The organism is Sphaerobacter thermophilus DSM 20745, assembly GCF_000024985.1.
Taxonomy (GTDB): Bacteria; Chloroflexota; Chloroflexia; order Thermomicrobiales; family Thermomicrobiaceae; genus Sphaerobacter; species Sphaerobacter thermophilus.
Genome location: NC_013523.1, coordinates 963,647 through 980,020, shown reverse-complemented (window position 1 = coordinate 980,020; position 16,374 = coordinate 963,647). Strand labels below are relative to the sequence as shown.

Genomic DNA, 16,374 nt, shown 5'->3' with positions numbered 1-16,374 from the left:
TTCGCTATCCCTCCCCTCCAGCCGGCGCACACCGCCTGATCCATGGCCCATCAGCGGGTCAGCCGCGCGATGGTGCGATACAGTTCGCCGAAGCGCTTGAGGTGCTTCTCGATGTCCTGGGGTTTGCCATCCGACATTCCCCCGAGCCGCTCGGCCAGGCGCCAGGCGATGAACATCCGCACCACGTCTGGGTTGTCCGTCTCCGGGAACTCGTCGAACAGATCGGCGAGCAAGTTGGTGTCATCCGAACGCTCGACCTCAGGCTCTGGGTCGACGTCAGCACCGACGCCGGCGATACCACGGCGTACCACCAGCCAGCCGACCGCCGCGAGCACCACTGCGGCCAACACGGGAACAAACCGTCGATCTGGGGTCATGTCGTACCTCCCTGCACCCATCACACGGGTCGAAGCGAGCAGTCGCCTCTCACGACGCTCCACAGCGGGATCGATGCCGCGGACCCGGTGCGCCCGCCTCGCTATGCTATACTTTCCTGAGACATCGCGACAGCGCCGCTGTGCGCGGTCTCATGCCCTCGTAGCTCAACGGACAGAGCACTTGGCTTCGGACCAAGGGGTTGGGGGTTCGAATCCCTCCGAGGGTACGATGAGCGGAGGGGTACCGACCCCTCCGCTATTGCTTCTCCCATCCCTGATCACCCAGCCGGCGCCGACGTGCTATCATGCCGTTCGCAAGCTCGGGCGCGTCAGACGCGGAGGGACGCATGCGCGCGGTGGTTATCTCTGTCGGGTCGGAGTTGCTCGACGGCTTCCTCACGGACACCAACGCGACCTTCCTGGCGCAGGAGATGGCTGCGCTGGGCATTGAGCTCGTCGGCGTGAGCCAGGTCGGCGACTCGCTATCGCGTATCCTCACGACCCTGCGCCGAGCCTGGGACGACGCCGACCTGATCGTCACCACCGGCGGCATCGGGCCGACCGAGGACGACCTGACGCGTGAGGGTGTTGCCGCGCTGCTCGACGAGACGGTGGAGGTCGACCCCGACCTACTACGCGGGATCTCCGAATACTTCGCGGCTCGCGGCCTGGTCATGCCCGAGCAAAACGCCAAGCAAGCCTGGCTCATCCCCTCGGCGAAGGCGCTGCCGAACCCGATGGGGACAGCGCCGGGCTGGTTCGTCGAGCGAGACGGCCACGTGATCGTCAGCATGCCCGGTGTGCCGCGGGAGATGATGCGCATGTGGCGCGAGCAGGTCGTCCCGCGCCTCCTCCCCTACCTCGGTGACCGGGCCGTTGTGTCACGCACCCTGAAGACCATCGGGATCGGGGAATCCGCCGCAGAGCGCCTGATCGTGGACATCATCCAGCGGGGATATCCGATCATCGCGACCTATGCCAAGAACGACGGCGTCCACGTGCGCATCACCGCCAGCGCGCCCGACCGTGCCCGGGCCGAGGCCGCGGTCCAGGCGACGGAGCGGGAGATCCGTGAGGTGCTGGGCGAGTACATCTATGGGGAGGACGACACCAGTCTCGGCGCCGCCCTCCTGGCACCGCTGGCCGCCAAGGGACACTCGCTGGCGATCGCGGAGGATGGGAGCGGCGGCCGGATGACCGGGCTCCTCGCCGAGGAACCGGCGGCCATCGTGGCCTACGACGGTGGGGTCGTCCGCGCCTTCGAACACGCGGCGGCAGAGGCCGGGATCGATGCCAACGCCCCCGGCAGCCCCGCGGCGCTCGCCGACCGGGAAGCACGCCTGATCCGCGAACGCCTGCATGCGGACTACGGCCTCGCGATCGCGGTGCGCCTCATCTCCGGCCAGACCTTGGACGACACACGCGGCGAAATCGCGCTTGCCCTCGACGGCCCATTCGGTAGCCATCACCGTGAACATCAGGTCAAGGGCATCCCGCGGGAGATCCGTCGTCGCGCCGGGCTGTGGGCCGCCGAGTTCCTGTGGGTCGTGCTCCGCTCAGAGCTTGGCGGGACTGCCTGAGGTCGGCTCCTCGGGGATGTCTCGCCAGGTGGCACGCAACCCGTACCGGCGCGCCCGCCAGACGAGTCCTACCGGGTACCCAGCCATTTTCGCCACATCGCCGATGAAGCGCAGCAGTGGCGCCAGCGCCGCCGCGGCCACCAGATCCCGCGCTCGCAGATCCCGGCGCCGGCGCCAGAGGCGCAGCCAGGGTTGGCGCATGTACCACAGCGCCCCGGCCGCCGCAGCTTGTGTCACACGCGGCCACCTGCCGGAAAGGGCGAGCGGAACCAGCAGGCCATACGTCAGGTATCGCGCGGCGTGCCGTCGGGCGAACAGACCGGCCTTCCCGTCGCCCCGCGCGTAGCGGAAGTACTGGTGCCAGAAGGCGCGCACGGAGGGCCGTGGCCGGAACCAGACGAACGCCGAAGGCTGGAAGACGAAGCGCGCCCCGGCCCGCCGGAGGCGCAGATCAAAGATCAGATCCTCGCAGTAGTCCAGCCACTCCGGGTAGCGAATCCCGGCCAGGTACCAGGACCGGCGAAACGCGACCGACCGGCTCGACGGCAGGAACCGTGTCCCGTCGATCTCCTCTTCGTCGGGGAGCGTGGTCACACCGAGGGCCAGCTCGAACAGCGTCCGTGGGTCGGCCCGAAAAAAGCCGGAAACCACGTCGGGCTGCTCACCCTCCCGGGAGAAGGGTTCAACCAGCCGCTCCAGCCATGCCGGGTCGAGCCGCACCCCGGCGTCGGTCACGGCCACGATATCCCCCGTTGCCCGCGACAGCGCCACGTTACGGCCCTGGGAGATGGTCGCGCCGGGAGCCTCGATCACCTGCAGCGGCAGCCGGCCCTCCCATGCGCGGAGCCGCGCCACGGTGCCGTCGGTCGACCCGCCGTCCACGACGATGACCTCATCGGGAAGGTGGGTCTGCCTGGCGATCGACGCCATGAGGTCGTCAATGTTGTCCGCCTCGTCCTTCACCGTCAGGATCAGGCTGACCGACAACCGTTTAGCCCCACTCACCCGGTTCCTCCCGTTCGAACGCGGCAATGAGCTCATCCTGGCGCCGCAGCATCGTGTCCCGCTCGTCGGGCGTGAGGTCGTCGTATCCCGCCAGGTGCAGGAGACCGTGCAGCGCCAAGTACGCGATCTCCCGCTGCGGCGAGTGCCCAGCATCGGCCGCCTGATCCGCCGCGGTGTCGAAGGAGACCGCGATATCTCCCAGGTACGGGCCGTCGGTATTCGTGATGTCAGCGGGGAACGTCAAGACGTCGGTGGGGTCAGGGATGTTCATGAACCGGAGGTGCAGGTCCGCGATCTCCGCGTCGGTGCAGATCCAGACGCCCACGGTCCCGCTGAGCCCCTCGTGGCGGGCGGCGAAGGCCAACACCGCTCGCAGCCGCCCCTGGTCTAAGGACGGCGCTCCCGGGCTGATGGTGAGCTCGACCGATAGACCCCCGTGCTCCGGCATGACCTACGACGGCGCCTCCGTCGCGGTAGCCTCGGGGGCGAGCGATGTACCGGCTACGCGCTTGAGTTCCGGGTATTCGATGCGCGGGTGGTAGATCCCCTCGAGGATCGAGATGAACGTCTGGCGTACCAGTTCGATCTGCTTCAGGGTCAGGTCGCACTCGTCGAGTTGGCCGTCGTCCAGTCGCTCGCGGATCACGCTGTCGACGATCTCCGCCAGCTTTCCGGTTCGCCGCTCCCCACCGGTGCCGTTCCCCTCGGCGCCCTCCTCGAACAGCCGCCCTGCCTGCGCCGCAGCGCGCACCGCCGCCTCAACGCTGTCGGCCAGCATGATGATCCCGGCCTCCCGCGTCTGCGGCCGCGGACCGGGATAGCGGAATTCCGACTCCTCCACGTCCTCTCCCGAGTTGAGGGCGCGGTTGTAGAAGTACTTGATCAACGTCGTCCCGTGGTGCTGCTGGATCACGTCGATGATCGGCTGGGGCAGGCGGGCCTTACGCGCCAGCCGCACACCATCCGAAACGTGCTCCTGGATGATCCGAGCACTGGTGCGTGGGTCGAGCGCCTCGTGGACATTCGCTCGGTTCGCCTGGTTCTCCACGAAGAAACTGGGGCGCAGCACCTTTCCGATGTCATGGTAGAGCACGGCCACGCGTGCGAAGAGCGGATCACCCCCGACGACCTCCACGGCGCTTTCGGCCAGGTTGCTCACCACAATGCTGTGGTGGTACGTCCCGGGGGCCTCACGAGCCAAACGGTAGAGCAGCGGCTGATTCGGGTGCGCCAGCTCCAGCAACTGGAGATGTGTGGTGATCCCGAACACGCGGCCGAACAAGCTGAAGGAGAGAAACGTGAGGCTCGCCGCGAGCGCACCGTTCACCGCTCCGTCGACCATCAGGCTGCCGAACCGCATCATGTCGAGGTTGCCTGATACCAGCGCGAAGAGCGTCGCACTCGCGCCGGTCGCCAGCGCCACGGCGCCGCCGGCCCAGAGGAAGGTCATTGTCCGGTCGGCCCGCCAGATCACCGCCGAGCCCGCCACGCTGGCGACGAAGGTGATGAAGGCGATCTCGTACGACGTACCCGAGATGATGCCCAGGTAGAGCCCGATAACTCCGCCGATCACCGCCGCGATCTGGAAGTCGATCAGGATCGCCAAGAGCATCGCGGCGGCCGCCGCCGGGAACATGTAGCGCAGATCCGGGTGGCCCAGCACGAACCGGCCCACCACCACCGGGACCAGGATCACCAACCCGACCAGGATCAGATGCCGCGCCTGCCAATCCGCGGGAGCGACACGGTAGAGATAGAGCACCAGCGCGGAGGTAAGCAACAGCAGCAGGCTGACGACGCCGAAGAACTGGTCCCACGTCTCGCTGGGAGACAGGAGCTCGAAGTACTCCAGCTTCTCCATCGCTTCGCGGGTCACCGGATCCCCGTCACGGACGATGACCTCGCCCTCCTGCACCGTGACGTAGACCGGCTCGACGGCCTGCGCGGCCGCCTCCCGCGCCGCCTGCGTTCGCTCCTCGTCCACGTGCACATTCGCCTGGACGAACGGCCGGCTCAAGGCCGCGGCGAGCTGCCGCTCCGGGTTGGACAGGAAGAGGCTAGCGCGGCTGAGCATCTGCTCCTTGACCTCAGCCACGTCCTCCGCGCGGATCTGGTTCATCAGGGCGGTGTCGAGCAGCCGCTCCGCCTCAGAACGGACCCGTGCCCAGCTCTCGTCGGAGAGCGACAGGATCGCCTGAGCCTCCTCGGCGGTCAATCCCTCGACCGTACCCCGAATCCGGTCTACCGCACGGGTGCGCTCTTGATTCCGATCGGAGCGCACGGTATCGATCGCCGTGAGCGCCTGGCGCAGCGCGGCGGTCTGGTTGGGAGCCACGGCGGGATCGGTGCGCAGGACGATGTTCCGGACATCGTCGTACGCTTCCTGGCGCTTGGCCTCCGTCCTGGTTTCGCTCACGAAGGTCGCCGTGCGGGGCGCCTTCAAGGTGCGGTCAGCGATCTGCCCGACCTTGAGCGTGAGGGCATCGGACTCCCAGGTGGCATAGAGGACAAGTACGAGGATGGCTAGCAGCGCCAACCCGAATGCCACGAGTTGGAGCGCCTGCCGTCGACGCGAGGCATCGGCGCCGCCTCGACGTGCCAACCAGCCGCCGCGTGCAAGGCTATTGTCGGGCGGGAGAGATGATGTAGTCATAGCTCCGCCAGGAACACGCTGGGCGATAGCCACCAGGCGTCGCGGTCCAGCGACCGTCGCGCCACTCTCACCCAGCGCTTAGGATGCGGCGGATGAGCCCCCTTCGGCCGCCAGCACCTCTCGGACGGCGGTGGCGATGTCGCGGCCTTCGGCACGGGCGCCTACGCGTTCGCGCACCACGGGCATCACGCGCCCCATGTCCTTCGGGCCGGACGCGCCAAGTTCCCCGGCAACCTCCCGCGCCAGGGCCAGCAGCTCCTCCCGCGTGAGGGGCGGCGGGAGGTACTCTTGCAAGATCTCGATCTGACGTGTCTCCGCCTCGACCAGATCCTGCCGATTGCCTTTCGCGAACTGCTCAATGGCGTCGCGCCGCTGCTTGATCTGCCGCTGGATGACGCTCACGATCTCCTCGTCTGTCAGCGGCCGGCCGCGCTCGATCTCCACGTTGTGTACCTCGGCTCGGAGATAGCGCAGCACTTCCCGGCGCGTCGTGTCGGACGCGCGGACAGCCGCCTTGAGATCGTCGAGGAGCCGGGTAGCAAGCTCACTCATCGTCTATTGACACCACTGCTGATCGCGTTACGGTGCGCGCGGAGCGATCCACAACACGCGGGCACTCAGGACGCACCGTCAAGGCCATGCCAATGTCATCGGTCTGGCCCGCGGTTCATGGCATTATAGTCGAGTTGTCAAGGGCCCGTCAACGTGACCAGACCGCGTCCGAACGCACCCTCGCTGCCCCGCCCCGTCCCGTCCCCTTCTGCATGGACGCCGACTATCCTTGACGCTCCCACGCGAGCGGGGTACAATATGGGCGATCCGGCGGCGGGATGACCGCCGCGCAAGCGGAAGTGGCTCAGTTGGTAGAGCATCTCCTTGCCAAGGAGAAGGTCGCGGGTTCGAGTCCCGTCTTCCGCTCCACGGAGTCAGCCGGGCCTCAGGATCGAGGTCCGGTTTCTTGCATTCAGGCGGAAATGGCGGAACGGCAGACGCTGCGGTCTTAAAAACCGCTGGGCTTTCGCCCGTGTGGGTTCGAATCCCACTTTCCGCACCCCGCAGATTCCGCATATAGACGCGGAGAACACCACCGCCCCGGTCCGTACTGCCGGGGCGGTGCGTCGCACCTGACAGTTATCTAAAGGACCAAAGTCGACGCTGTCGACGCCGCGACCAGGTTGCACACAAGGCGTCCACCGTGCTCGCAGCCTCGACGGGGATCGGGTAGCTGTCGGTCACCGAATCCGCCGGCGAGGATACAGGGGTCATCAGGGTGGCTGGGCCGGGGATGCCGGTTAGGGCACGTGGGCCCCGTGGTCGCGGGCGACCAGCCTGGCCAGTCCTGGCCTGATGGCAACCTCGCGGACCGACGCGCTGAATTCCAACGGTACGTTCTGGGCTCGTAGCTGCTCGCCGATGTCGATCTCAAAGGCGAGATCGTCGACTTTGTAGAACCCTGGACGCTCCGCGAGCTGCTCGACAAGCGGAATCAGCAGCAGTGTGAACGGTACCGGTCCTGCCTTCGCCCGCCTAAGGCGCACGAGCAGGCGCCCAGAGGGCGTTGCCTCCAGCGAGGCATGGATGGTGACCGTGGCAGGCATGGGTCCGGCCTTCAGCCGAAGGCTGATCAAGGCACCGCCGTCCACCCACTGGGCGTCGTGGAAGCGGAGCGTCCCGACCGGGGTGGCCCGCTCTTGCCCGAGGATGGTTGCGACAATGGCACGGAACACCTGATCCGTCACTTCGAGTGTGGCAGACCGGATGATCGGCCTCGTTGGCGCGCCATCCTCACCAGTGCTCACGCTGAGGATGAGGTCCGTCAACGTGATCCGTTGGTTGGTCTCGTCCTGCTTCATCACCATGCGCTCCACTTATTGCTGACGCCAAGGACACGGACACGGGCTCCACGATGGTGGGGCCAGCGTGCATCGTGGCTGGCGGTGCACGGTTTGGGCGAGTATCGCGCCGTCCATGACAAGCGGGTCCTGGCAGCGTCCGGCCCCCGGGAAAGGTACCTTCCCTGGGGGCCGGATGCGCGGCAATGCGTCGACGCATCTATGACGAACCAGTCTCCAGGCCGTATTCCTCGCCCACTCGTGCGGTCGTCACGTTGAAAGAAGAGAAGCACATCGCGGCCGACTGAATCGCGGTGCCCCCGGCAGGTCCTTGGATCGCCCGTGTCACCGCCCTGCTTGAAATGAGGTGCGCACCGCTTCCTCCACCTGGCGCAGCAGCTCCTGCCGCAAGGGCTCGAGAGCCTGATCGACTTGCTCCTGTACCTGCTTCCGGACCGGTTCCAGGGCCTGGTCGACTTGCTGCTCGACCTGTTGGAGGATTGCTTGCCGGACCGGCTCCAGCGCCTGGTCGACTTGCTGCTGCAACTCCTGCCGAACCGGTTCCAGCGCCTGGTCGACCTGCTGCTGCACTGCCTCCAAGACGAGCGCTTGAGCCTGCTCTAGCGCCGGCTGAACGGCTTGCGAAATCTGGTCCTGCAACCCTTGACCAAGGTCCTGGTCACTCTGCGGCGACGTCGCAGCCTCAGGCTCCGGCTGAGCCTCAGCGCGCTCTTCTGCCTCAGGCTGGGCCGACTTCGTCTTCTTCTGGTTGCTCTTCCGCTTGCGGCTGGTCCCGCTCTTCCGCTCCGCCTTTGCGTCGCTGGACTGCTCCTCCGCGTTGCCTTCGAGTTGCTGTTGCTCCTGGGGCTCCTGCTCCGACTGGGTCTGCTCGGGCATCGGCCTCTCCTTTCATTCAGCCGCTCCGAACATGATGACGCCGTGTGCGGCATCTGTCTGGGCACCTCGCGCAGTCAGTCCCCGCTGGTACGAACGGGCATACACTCTAGTCACGAGCATCCCGAGCGGTTGTCCTGGGCATGCAAGAGGCCAGAGCCACGCGTCAATCCGACGATCACCGTGATGGTGGGGCGATCGCTCGTGGCCCCCTTGGAGCGCGCCCGGACGGTGGCCTTCCCGAGGGTGGCCGGCCGGACGGTGGCCGGCCGGAGGGAGGATGACCGAAGCCGCCTCGTGGACGCCCCTGGCCGGTGACTGACGAGCGTACTGATTCCTGAATACGCTCCTGCAGTTCCTCCGTGCCCTCTTCGATGAGCTCGCGTAAGGCTTCGACAGCGCGCTTGAGTTCGTCCCGGAGCTCCTCACCCTTCTCCTGCAGCCGATCCTGCACACTATCCGCTTGTTCAGCCAGCTCTTCAGCGGGCTCAGCCACGACGGACTCAAGTCCTTTCTTGATCGCTGAGGTGACGACTTCCTGCAGCGCCGCTGTGACGACCCTAAGGAGGAGTCGCAGCACCTGGTGCCAGTGCTCCTGCAGTACGGCGGAGAAATCGTGGACCAGCGTCAGGACGACGAGCTTGCTCTGCCGGACGGCCTCGGCACTGTCACCGGCGACCAAGGCATCGATGGCACGCTCTGCATGGCCCTCTATGTCGGCTCGCAGCGGACCTGAGAAGATCTGGTCCAGCGTCTCCTGTAATAGCTCATCGAGCGTCCGCTGCAAGTGCATCCTGAGATCATCCCGACTCTCCGTATCCGGAATGACCTCGAGGGTGATGTCGACCAGCTCGCGGAGCGTCGATTCGGCATCGTGCTGGAACCTCGCACGTACCGAGTCAGAGAAGATCGTGTCCAGCGCATCGAGAACCAGCGAGCGCAGTGGCTGCTCCCCTTGCTCACGCAGGACCTCGGGAATGGTCGACACGAGCGGTCGAACGATGGTCCCGACCGTCCCGGTGCCATTTCCGTTGTCGGCGGGTTTCTGTTCGCTAGGCGTGGTGCCGGGCTGAAAGGACTCCTGGAGCTGAGCATGCAATGCCTGAACCGCCTGCTCCTGCACACGTGGCAGGACCGGCTGGATCGCCTCGGCAATCCGCTGCTCAAGCCGTTTGTCGCTCGCTGGAGCGCCCTCCGACTGGTCACCGGGATTCGTCCCTGGCGCCTGGACGTGCCGACGTCGCGGCTCCTGCGATTGTTTGTCCAGGCCACCGATCACAGCATTCTCCTCGCAGAAAGGGGGTTACAACAGCGGACGAACGTCCACTGCTACCGGACCGACGGACCCTGGACTAGCCTGCGGCCGTCGCCTGCTCGGCGTCGGGCCGTCGCTGGCGCAGCGCTTCCAGCCGCTGCTTGCCTTGGTCCTGGACCATTCCAGCACCCTTGTTCACAGCCGTCTTCAAGAGCGGTTTGGCCGCAGCCTTGATGCCCTGCGCCACTGCCGACAGGGCGAGACGGCGAATGGCTGCGATGACCTTCTCGATCCACTCACGTACGGTTTCGATGATGGTCGTTGCCATCTGCCGCACCCAGGCGAACGCCTGCTGTATCGCCTGAGCCGTCTGCGCGAGCGCAGCCTGTAGTCCACCGCCAGCCTGTTCCCCAGGCTCCTGCCCTTGCTCCGACGGCTGTTGCATCTGCTGTTGCAGGGTCTGAGCAATCTGCTGGCGGAGGTCGGTCACTATCGGCTGGATCGCCTGAGCGATCTGCTCCTGAAGCGACGGGCTCACGCCCGTCTCAGCGGTTGCGCCTGTCTGTCCGTCTGATCGTCCCACATCCGCGCTCTCTTCATGCTCATCCGGGCCGTCTGTGCGTTGCGCACTGCTCGACGATGCCTGCGACTCACCATCGCTTCGGGGTTGCTCGTCGATCTCCACGTCTTCCATGTCCCGTACTCCTCGAGCGACTCGACCAGCCGAGGTCCTCCGCACCAGGATCGAGAAAGCGGTCTAGCGAGCGCTCTGCGGATATCTTGGCTGGCAACTGCTACGCAAAACGCACGTTTCATGCCTCGCCGGGACCCGCGTTTCGCGATTCGGCGGGCTCTTCGCTCGGTTGTCGTGCGAGCGCGGCGAGCTGCGCTTCGATGCGGTCGAGCCGTTCGCCCAGCCCATTGGCCTCGAGTTCGGGTGTCCTGGCGTTCGAGGAAAGTGCAGGATCAAACTGCCACCAGTTGATGCCGATCTCCTGGGCCTTGTCGATCGACGCAATCAGCAGTCGGATCTTGAGCGAGAGGACCTCGACGGTACCAAGAGACAGCGTGATGTCACCGGCGACCACGATTCCCTTGTCCAGCACGCGCTCGAGGAGATCGGCCAGGTTGGTCGGTTGGACGCCGGCAGCAGCCCGTGGACTGCCAGGGCGTGGACGATAGGGTGAGTCCTGGTGTCGAGTGATGGCTGGGCGATCGCCGCTGCTACTCATCGGTTACTCCTCTGACGGCTGAACCTCGCAATGCCTCCGGCACCGATGTGCTCCGACACGCGGACCGATTACGGTTCCGACAGCAGGTCCCGGATCGGACCGAGATTCAGCCTGAGATCGTCATCTTCGAGTCCGAACGCGGCCTTGAGCTCGTCCAGCTTCTGGTTGAGCCTCAGGAACGTCTCACCCAACCGCTCGATCTCCGCCTCGCTGAGCGATCCGGCCTCCATGCGTCGAATCGCCTGCTTTTCGAGCACCTGACGGAGGATGTCGACTAAGGTAAGGACGAGCTTTGCCAGGCCCTGCTCAGCGGTTTCGGGGTCCGCATCGATCCGATCCGGCATCATCCCTGCGCCGCTGACCTGTCGATCAGTGCTCGGAACGGTTTGAGCCCGTCCTGAAGTCCTGAGCTGCGACAGCTCGCGAGCGAAATGGTCCAGCGCTTCAAGGTCCCCGCTCAACCGCTCGTCGATCGGCGGCAGAGGCTCGCGCGTGACCGAGTCCACGTCGTCACTCTTCCCGGAGTGGAGCGTCATGCCAGCTCCTCGAGCCGATTGAAGATGCCGAGGGCGGTGTAGTACCGATCCTCGTCGAGCTGTTCCTTCGCCATTTCCAGGAGTTCCTCGGCGGCGGCTCTGGAGGCACCTGTGCACGGATAGCGTTCCATGACCTGGCTGTAGGCGTAGATCGCCGAGTATGTGAGCCCAGCCTCTCTCCAGCGCCGTACGAGCCGCAGACGCTCGACTTTGATTGCGGCACTCGGATCAAAGACCTGCCCATTCGCGACAGGTCGGCGACCAGCCTGAGTGGACCGACGATCGTCGTTGCCGGCTGCTTGCTCTTCCCGCTGACGCTCGTCCGCCGCCTTCCCAGTCCGCTGTTTGGTCTCCTGGGTTTGGCGCTTCGATGCAGCCCGGCTCTGACGGCGGCCTGACGCCTGGGACGCCGAAGACTCGCGATCGGCCTTCTCATCATTCGCGCGTTGGTTGCGTTCCTTGTCCGATGAACTCATAAAAGTCGCTCCTCATCGTCTGCCACGATGGACTCCAGCGTGCGTCGCCCAAGGTGCAAAGGTGTAGCCGCCGTCTCCCACACGGCTCGACACGTCACATGGGCTCTGCCCTCCGGCCTCGTCTCGTCGGGTGCACCTGGTCAGCCTCGCTGGGTTGCGAGACGAAGCTGTACGGAGGCCAGGGACCGCTCAGCAGGAAGCGCAGCTCAGGGTGGTTCGCGCGCAGCGTTCCAAGCGTGTCCTGAAACGACCCGATTCGCGCGGGGTCCACAAGATACGCCGCGCGCAGCAGCAGCCGGGGAGTTGGAAGAATTGTGCTGTGCTGCTCCAGCACATGGGGGTCGAGCGCAGTTTCCAGTTCCCTCACGACTTTCCCGGCGTTGCGCCGTAGCACTGCCTCACGGCGCTGCTCGACGAGCCGCGCCTGGAGATAGCGCGTTCCATCGCCGCTCCCAGCATGGCGCTCGCTCGCGACTTCCTCGCTGGTCACGTCGGGCGGATCCCACAACACCGTGAGGCCGAGCTCGATCTTGGAGCCCAACCGCTCCAGATCGGCGACCAGCACGTGACAGCGCTGGGCAAGCGCCTCCTTGACCGCGTCACCATCGCGGAGCACGGTCCCAAAACGTACAGGCAGGATTGGCCCGACCTCGCGCAGTCGCTCGACGATTGCCGCGTGGCGCAGCACGTTGTCCGGTGTCGGCTGCGGTTCGCCCGGGCTGACGGCGCTCGTCATCCCCGCGAGGTCGCACCAGGTCACAGTGGTCAGAGGAGTGCCGCCCCATCCGGTCAGCCCGGCCGGCGGATGCGCATCGCGTGGGAGAATGGCGTACACGTAGCGAGCGCTAGACATCAGTCACCTTGCCTGCGGTCAACGGCACCGCGCTGCGACGTAACTCATCGGCTCGTTCGACTGAGGAGAGCATGACCCGGAGCCCGAGGTAGACGAGGTCGACCTCAGCCACCGAGATGGTGATGTCCCCGACCAGGATGACCCCGTGATCGAGGACACGGTCCAGTAGTTCAACCAGGCCCACCTCGCGCGTGTCGGATACGACGTTACTCATCACGGTACCTCGTCCCTGGGGGCTGCAAAGCTGTAGGGTGGCCACGGGCCGCTGTACTCACAGCGCACGCCCGTGCCTGAATCCGTGATACTGTCTGCCTCGGACAGGAAGGCCGGCAGATGATGACGCCTGACCAGGAAGGCCGCGCGCAGGATCTCGGCGTCGGGGTCATCGGCACGCACCGGAGAGGTGGTCTCACCGGCAACCGCGTGCCGTTGCAGACGCTCGAAAGCCGCCAGGGCCACGTCGCTCAGCATCGCGTCGGTGGCCGACGCGAGTTCTGCATCGAGTTGACGCTGGAGCAGGTATGCACGGCCCGGACGTGCCGTTTCCACGTCCTCCCTGAGCCGCTGTAGTTCCGGATACGTTTCGCCGACGCGTTGCTCCACCACATCCCGATCAACGTAGAGATGAATGGCCCACTCGTCGCATTCGGTCAGGCGGTCGAGCTGCCGGACGAGGGCGTCGTGTGCCTCCGTCAGTGCCGCTCGGAGATCCTCCTGCGAGCGGAAGACAGATCCGAACTTGGCGGGCAGGATGGCTCGGCCGCGATGGAAGACAGCGATGACATCGTTGTGCGCCCGGACGACCGCCTCCAGCCACGCGACATCCTGGAGGTGCTTCTCAAGTGGCTCGGGGCCGAACTCCTCCGACGACACCGGTCGGACGATCGCCGCCAGGTCGCCGCAGATCAACGCCTGCAGGGCTTCTCCTGCATCCCTCACGTCTGCACGTGTCCGCTCGAGCAGGTCGTGGATCAAGGAGTCAGACCGGGTGACGCCATAGAGATACCAGGCACGGTCGCCACCCACCGTCGCTCCTGCTTCTGGTGTCGGCTGCGGTGCGTTCTGAGACCTCTCCGTCACCATGCGTCACCCTCCCAATATTCGTCTCCTTCTCCACGGCCCTCGTTGGACGCACGGATGGCGTTCAAGTAGTCGAACAGCTCGGCCTCACGTGCTTCGTACTCCTCGTCGGAGATCTCGCCCTGCCTGTAGAGGAGGTCGAGGCTCATCAGCTCCGCCTGTACGGCGTTCTCGTCGAACAACTGCGCGTCCGCCTCCTCACGAATCTGCTCCAGCACGAACCGAAGCCCACGAACGGGCCCGGCAATGGGAAAGAGCAACAGGCCGGAGAGCAGGCCCATTGGGCTAGTCCTCCCAATTCACGCTGGCATCGACGAAATTGAAGGGCGGCAGCGGGCCGACGTACTGGAAGCTCAGGCGCTCAGCATGAGATGCACCGATCTCCTGAACGGCCACGTCGAACTCGGGAACCCTTGTCCGCTCCACCAGGAACGCTGCATTCAGGATCATCATCTCCGTGACGATCGGGTTCAGGACCGTGTCCACGGCAATCGGCTGCAGCTCGCCGAGTATCGCTTCGGCTTCCACGTCGCTCTTCGCGTTGATGACCCACTCAGTCAGCTCGCCCAGCCGAATGCGATCGAACTCCGTAGCCGCCTCCGGGTAGCTGGCGATGCCGTCACGCAGCGCGCGGATCTCGTCGTCTTCAGCGACGATCTCCTCGAAGAGACGCTCGGGCTGCCAGAGTGCGCGGAGCGCGAGCTCGACGCAGCCTCGGATGTAGTCGAGATTCGCGTGCAGGTGGTCGGCCTCGCGCCGGAGGAGCGCCTCACGCACTTCGTCGTCGTTCGCTGCGACAGTGCCGAACGCGACGGGGAGGATATCCGACTGCGCCATCGCCTCTTCAAGCACCCGCTGGTGCGCCAGGAGATTCTCCCGGCTGACGTCGTAGTGCACCGCCGCCGAATCACTCACGACTGCCGCCAGGTCTCCCTCCGCGATGATGCGCACCACCGCGCCATGACCTCCGATGCCTGGTGTCGTGAACGTTGGGCTGCCTTGGCCGAACGACTGGGCAGAGCTGACGCAGTAGACGTAGGTGCCAGCAACGACGTTCACTCATGTCCTCCACATCGCTACCGCCGAGCACCGGTCCATCCAACTGCCGCCACGGCAACGCGGGCACCAAACCGGCATCGTCGCGGGAAGGGGCCGTGTTTCGGCGGGTCGCGCCTCTCACGTCCTCTGCGCAACGCGCTGTGGTGCCCGGCCATTGTTCCCGTCGACCCTAGTCGCTACCACCTGCCTCGATCTGACTCTCTTCGGCAACGTAGTAGAGCCGACGCTCCTCGTCCCGTTGCAGTCGATTTTCCTCAGTCAGGCGGTCGACGATGTCCTCCAGTTCCTGCCGTGATACGTCGAAGTAGGCCTCCAGCTCGCCCAGCCTCACACCACCCCGGTTTTCAGCGACGAATGCGTACACCTCGTCCTCGGATGGGCGCTCTCCTCCTGGGCCGCGTCCATTCTGCTGCCATTGGGCTCCATGCTCCGCAGGAGCCGCCGCGAGCGCCGTGAGGCCGATCGCCTCCGCATAGCGCAGGTACGTATCGATCGACGCCACGACCACACGCGCTTCGATCGTCAGGATCTCAATCCCGACCACCGACACGCGCGCCCAGGCATCGATCACGATGCCCTTGTCGAGGATCACATTGAGCACGTCCGCCAGGCTGGAGGAGCTGCTGGTGCGCTGAACGGGGCGTCCTCGCTGCGCCGGTGCTACTGCGTTGCGTGGCACGGTCATCTGTGCTAGTCCCTTCCAAGGTTTTCCCGATGATGCTCGGGCCCGGCCACTCAGACCATTAGCGGCCGACGCGCCTCTAATACCGTCGTTCACACACCCTAAGGGCAAGTAGCGTGCCGCGGACTATGCTAGAGACGTAATATTACGACGCCTATATTACCTATCTGCGCAAGTGAGCCACGCATCGTGCTGCAGATCGATGCAGCCGTGTCTGTAGAGGTGTCGTCCATGCCGTAAGAGCGGATCAGTCCACGGCCGACGAGCGCGATGGCGCCAGAGGGACGCTCACGGAGGCGACCGACGACGTGCAGGAGGGCGTCGGAAAGATGGCACGCGATGAGAGGCGTGAGGCCGAACGTGGACGGGGCCGGACGACAGGCCACGGGCGTCGAGCGGTCGCCGGGGGTCAGGGCTGAGACGGTGCCTGGGGCGCCGGAGGGTCACTGACCGTCGCGGATCGTACCGGACCATTGCCACGTCAGAGTGCGGATTTTCGTCCGCCTCGGACCACCAGTGTCCAGCCCCGCGAAACGGCAGGACCGCTGCCCCGAACTATGTGGGTTGAAATCTCACTTCCCGCCCCCCGAGATCGCGGCACGGACACGAGATTTGAGGCAGCCCGGCGGCGCGGGTCAATCCCGGCCTCGCGATTTCCCCCAACCGTGGCCCCAACTCGGCCCGCCGTCGAGCACGGAGGCAGGATCTCCCAGGTGCGCGCTATGCTCGCGCGTGAAGGGTAAGGACGCAGCATGCAACCGCGCGGATCGCGCCCATCCCGCATCCCCAAGGCGGAGCACCGACGTCCGCCGCCTACCAGGACGATGACGGCGTGAGAGGCTGCATCGGGGAGCTTTCGA

At 65.7% G+C, this 16,374-nt stretch carries 18 protein-coding genes, 3 tRNA genes and 1 pseudogene; 4 read left to right on the top strand and 18 right to left on the bottom strand.

Annotated elements, in window-relative coordinates:
• Positions 1 to 50: 50 nt before the first annotated feature.
• Positions 51 to 377 (bottom strand): hypothetical protein, encoded by a 327-nt coding sequence (locus STHE_RS04475; RefSeq protein WP_012871376.1) that lies wholly within the window; start codon positions 375 to 377, stop codon positions 51 to 53.
• Between the two features lie 154 nt (positions 378 to 531).
• Here STHE_RS04475 and STHE_RS04470 point away from each other — a divergent pair.
• Together STHE_RS04470 and STHE_RS04465 are read left to right on the top strand one after the other, a co-directional pair.
• A tRNA-Arg gene (locus STHE_RS04470) sits at positions 532 to 604 on the top strand.
• 120 nt (positions 605 to 724) lie between these two features.
• A complete protein-coding gene (locus STHE_RS04465; RefSeq protein ID WP_012871375.1) occupies positions 725 to 1,957 on the top strand; it encodes a CinA family nicotinamide mononucleotide deamidase-related protein in 1,233 nt (410 codons plus the stop codon).
• Here the strand turns inward: STHE_RS04465 and STHE_RS04460 are convergent.
• From STHE_RS04460 to STHE_RS04445, 4 genes are all read right to left on the bottom strand, one after another.
• A complete protein-coding gene (locus STHE_RS04460; RefSeq protein WP_012871374.1) occupies positions 1,934 to 2,962 on the bottom strand; it encodes a glycosyltransferase in 1,029 nt (342 codons plus the stop codon). The two genes, STHE_RS04465 and STHE_RS04460, sit on opposite strands and share 24 nt — an antisense overlap.
• On the bottom strand, positions 2,949 to 3,410 hold the full coding sequence (ybeY, locus tag STHE_RS04455) for an rRNA maturation RNase YbeY (protein WP_012871373.1): 462 nt from the start codon (positions 3,408 to 3,410) through the stop codon (positions 2,949 to 2,951). Before ybeY ends, STHE_RS04460 begins: the two co-directional genes overlap by 14 nt.
• A gap of 3 nt (positions 3,411 to 3,413) precedes the next feature.
• Positions 3,414 to 5,510 (bottom strand): HD family phosphohydrolase, encoded by a 2,097-nt coding sequence (locus tag STHE_RS04450; RefSeq protein ID WP_012871372.1) that lies wholly within the window; start codon positions 5,508 to 5,510, stop codon positions 3,414 to 3,416.
• Between the two features lie 183 nt (positions 5,511 to 5,693).
• Entirely contained in the window at positions 5,694 to 6,167 is a 474-nt protein-coding gene (locus STHE_RS04445; RefSeq protein WP_012871371.1) for a GatB/YqeY domain-containing protein, read from the bottom strand.
• 293 nt (positions 6,168 to 6,460) lie between these two features.
• On the opposite strand from STHE_RS04445, the gene STHE_RS04440 reads away from it, so the two are divergent.
• Both STHE_RS04440 and STHE_RS04435 read left to right on the top strand, forming a co-directional pair.
• A tRNA-Gly gene (locus STHE_RS04440) sits at positions 6,461 to 6,536 on the top strand.
• A gap of 47 nt (positions 6,537 to 6,583) precedes the next feature.
• A tRNA-Leu gene (locus tag STHE_RS04435) sits at positions 6,584 to 6,666 on the top strand.
• A 241-nt stretch (positions 6,667 to 6,907) separates the two neighbouring features.
• Here STHE_RS04435 and STHE_RS04430 read toward each other — a convergent pair.
• The 13 genes and pseudogenes from STHE_RS04430 to gvpJ all read right to left on the bottom strand — a co-directional run.
• Entirely contained in the window at positions 6,908 to 7,468 is a 561-nt protein-coding gene (locus STHE_RS04430; protein ID WP_012871370.1) for a hypothetical protein, read from the bottom strand.
• 324 nt (positions 7,469 to 7,792) lie between these two features.
• On the bottom strand, positions 7,793 to 8,344 hold the full coding sequence (locus STHE_RS04425; RefSeq protein ID WP_012871369.1) for a hypothetical protein: 552 nt from the start codon (positions 8,342 to 8,344) through the stop codon (positions 7,793 to 7,795).
• A gap of 175 nt (positions 8,345 to 8,519) precedes the next feature.
• Complete coding sequence (locus STHE_RS18965; RefSeq protein ID WP_012871368.1) at positions 8,520 to 9,620, bottom strand: hypothetical protein; 1,101 nt, start codon at positions 9,618 to 9,620, stop codon at positions 8,520 to 8,522.
• A 73-nt stretch (positions 9,621 to 9,693) separates the two neighbouring features.
• On the bottom strand, positions 9,694 to 10,290 hold the full coding sequence (locus tag STHE_RS04415) for a hypothetical protein (protein WP_012871367.1): 597 nt from the start codon (positions 10,288 to 10,290) through the stop codon (positions 9,694 to 9,696).
• 118 nt (positions 10,291 to 10,408) lie between these two features.
• A complete protein-coding gene (locus tag STHE_RS04410; RefSeq protein WP_012871366.1) occupies positions 10,409 to 10,828 on the bottom strand; it encodes a gas vesicle protein in 420 nt (139 codons plus the stop codon).
• 68 nt (positions 10,829 to 10,896) lie between these two features.
• Positions 10,897 to 11,364: a gas vesicle protein K gene (locus STHE_RS18425; protein WP_012871365.1), complete on the bottom strand. Its 468-nt coding sequence runs from the start codon at positions 11,362 to 11,364 to the stop codon at positions 10,897 to 10,899.
• On the bottom strand, positions 11,361 to 11,840 hold the full coding sequence (locus tag STHE_RS04400; protein ID WP_012871364.1) for a hypothetical protein: 480 nt from the start codon (positions 11,838 to 11,840) through the stop codon (positions 11,361 to 11,363). The genes STHE_RS18425 and STHE_RS04400 overlap by 4 nt, the downstream gene beginning before the upstream one ends.
• A gap of 94 nt (positions 11,841 to 11,934) precedes the next feature.
• Positions 11,935 to 12,693, bottom strand: coding sequence for a GvpL/GvpF family gas vesicle protein (locus STHE_RS04395; protein WP_012871363.1), 759 nt, complete (start codon positions 12,691 to 12,693; stop codon positions 11,935 to 11,937).
• On the bottom strand, positions 12,686 to 12,907 hold the full coding sequence (locus tag STHE_RS04390; RefSeq protein WP_012871362.1) for a gas vesicle protein: 222 nt from the start codon (positions 12,905 to 12,907) through the stop codon (positions 12,686 to 12,688). Before STHE_RS04390 ends, STHE_RS04395 begins: the two co-directional genes overlap by 8 nt.
• Positions 12,907 to 13,776 (bottom strand): GvpL/GvpF family gas vesicle protein, encoded by an 870-nt coding sequence (locus STHE_RS04385; RefSeq protein WP_012871361.1) that lies wholly within the window; start codon positions 13,774 to 13,776, stop codon positions 12,907 to 12,909. Before STHE_RS04385 ends, STHE_RS04390 begins: the two co-directional genes overlap by 1 nt.
• The gene (locus STHE_RS04380) at positions 13,770 to 14,054 is read right to left on the bottom strand and encodes a gas vesicle protein GvpG (RefSeq protein WP_012871360.1); all 285 of its coding nucleotides are present in this window, start codon (positions 14,052 to 14,054) and stop codon (positions 13,770 to 13,772) included. Before STHE_RS04380 ends, STHE_RS04385 begins: the two co-directional genes overlap by 7 nt.
• A 4-nt stretch (positions 14,055 to 14,058) precedes the next feature.
• Positions 14,059 to 14,832, bottom strand: a complete 774-nt coding sequence (locus STHE_RS04375; protein ID WP_012871359.1) for a GvpL/GvpF family gas vesicle protein — start codon at positions 14,830 to 14,832, stop codon at positions 14,059 to 14,061.
• Between the two features lie 430 nt (positions 14,833 to 15,262).
• Positions 15,263 to 15,517: pseudogene (gene gvpJ / locus STHE_RS19645) on the bottom strand (gas vesicle protein GvpJ); the annotation flags it as partial.
• Between the last annotated feature and the right edge of the window lie 857 nt (positions 15,518 to 16,374).

Coding starts and splice junctions, on each gene's coding strand:
- STHE_RS04475 (WP_012871376.1), bottom strand. CDS start 377: ATGACCCCAGATCGACGGTTTGTTCCCGTGTTGGCCGCAGTGGTGCTC.
- STHE_RS04465 (WP_012871375.1), top strand. CDS start 725: ATGCGCGCGGTGGTTATCTCTGTCGGGTCGGAGTTGCTCGACGGCTTC.
- ybeY (WP_012871373.1), bottom strand. CDS start 3,410: ATGCCGGAGCACGGGGGTCTATCGGTCGAGCTCACCATCAGCCCGGGA.
- STHE_RS04445 (WP_012871371.1), bottom strand. CDS start 6,167: ATGAGTGAGCTTGCTACCCGGCTCCTCGACGATCTCAAGGCGGCTGTC.
- STHE_RS04430 (WP_012871370.1), bottom strand. CDS start 7,468: ATGAAGCAGGACGAGACCAACCAACGGATCACGTTGACGGACCTCATC.
- STHE_RS04425 (WP_012871369.1), bottom strand. CDS start 8,344: ATGCCCGAGCAGACCCAGTCGGAGCAGGAGCCCCAGGAGCAACAGCAA.
- STHE_RS04415 (WP_012871367.1), bottom strand. CDS start 10,290: ATGGAAGACGTGGAGATCGACGAGCAACCCCGAAGCGATGGTGAGTCG.
- STHE_RS04410 (WP_012871366.1), bottom strand. CDS start 10,828: ATGAGTAGCAGCGGCGATCGCCCAGCCATCACTCGACACCAGGACTCA.
- STHE_RS18425 (WP_012871365.1), bottom strand. CDS start 11,364: ATGACGCTCCACTCCGGGAAGAGTGACGACGTGGACTCGGTCACGCGC.
- STHE_RS04400 (WP_012871364.1), bottom strand. CDS start 11,840: ATGAGTTCATCGGACAAGGAACGCAACCAACGCGCGAATGATGAGAAG.
- STHE_RS04395 (WP_012871363.1), bottom strand. CDS start 12,693: ATGTCTAGCGCTCGCTACGTGTACGCCATTCTCCCACGCGATGCGCAT.
- STHE_RS04390 (WP_012871362.1), bottom strand. CDS start 12,907: ATGAGTAACGTCGTATCCGACACGCGCGAGGTGGGCCTGGTTGAACTA.
- STHE_RS04385 (WP_012871361.1), bottom strand. CDS start 13,776: ATGGTGACGGAGAGGTCTCAGAACGCACCGCAGCCGACACCAGAAGCA.
- STHE_RS04380 (WP_012871360.1), bottom strand. CDS start 14,054: ATGGGCCTGCTCTCCGGCCTGTTGCTCTTTCCCATTGCCGGGCCCGTT.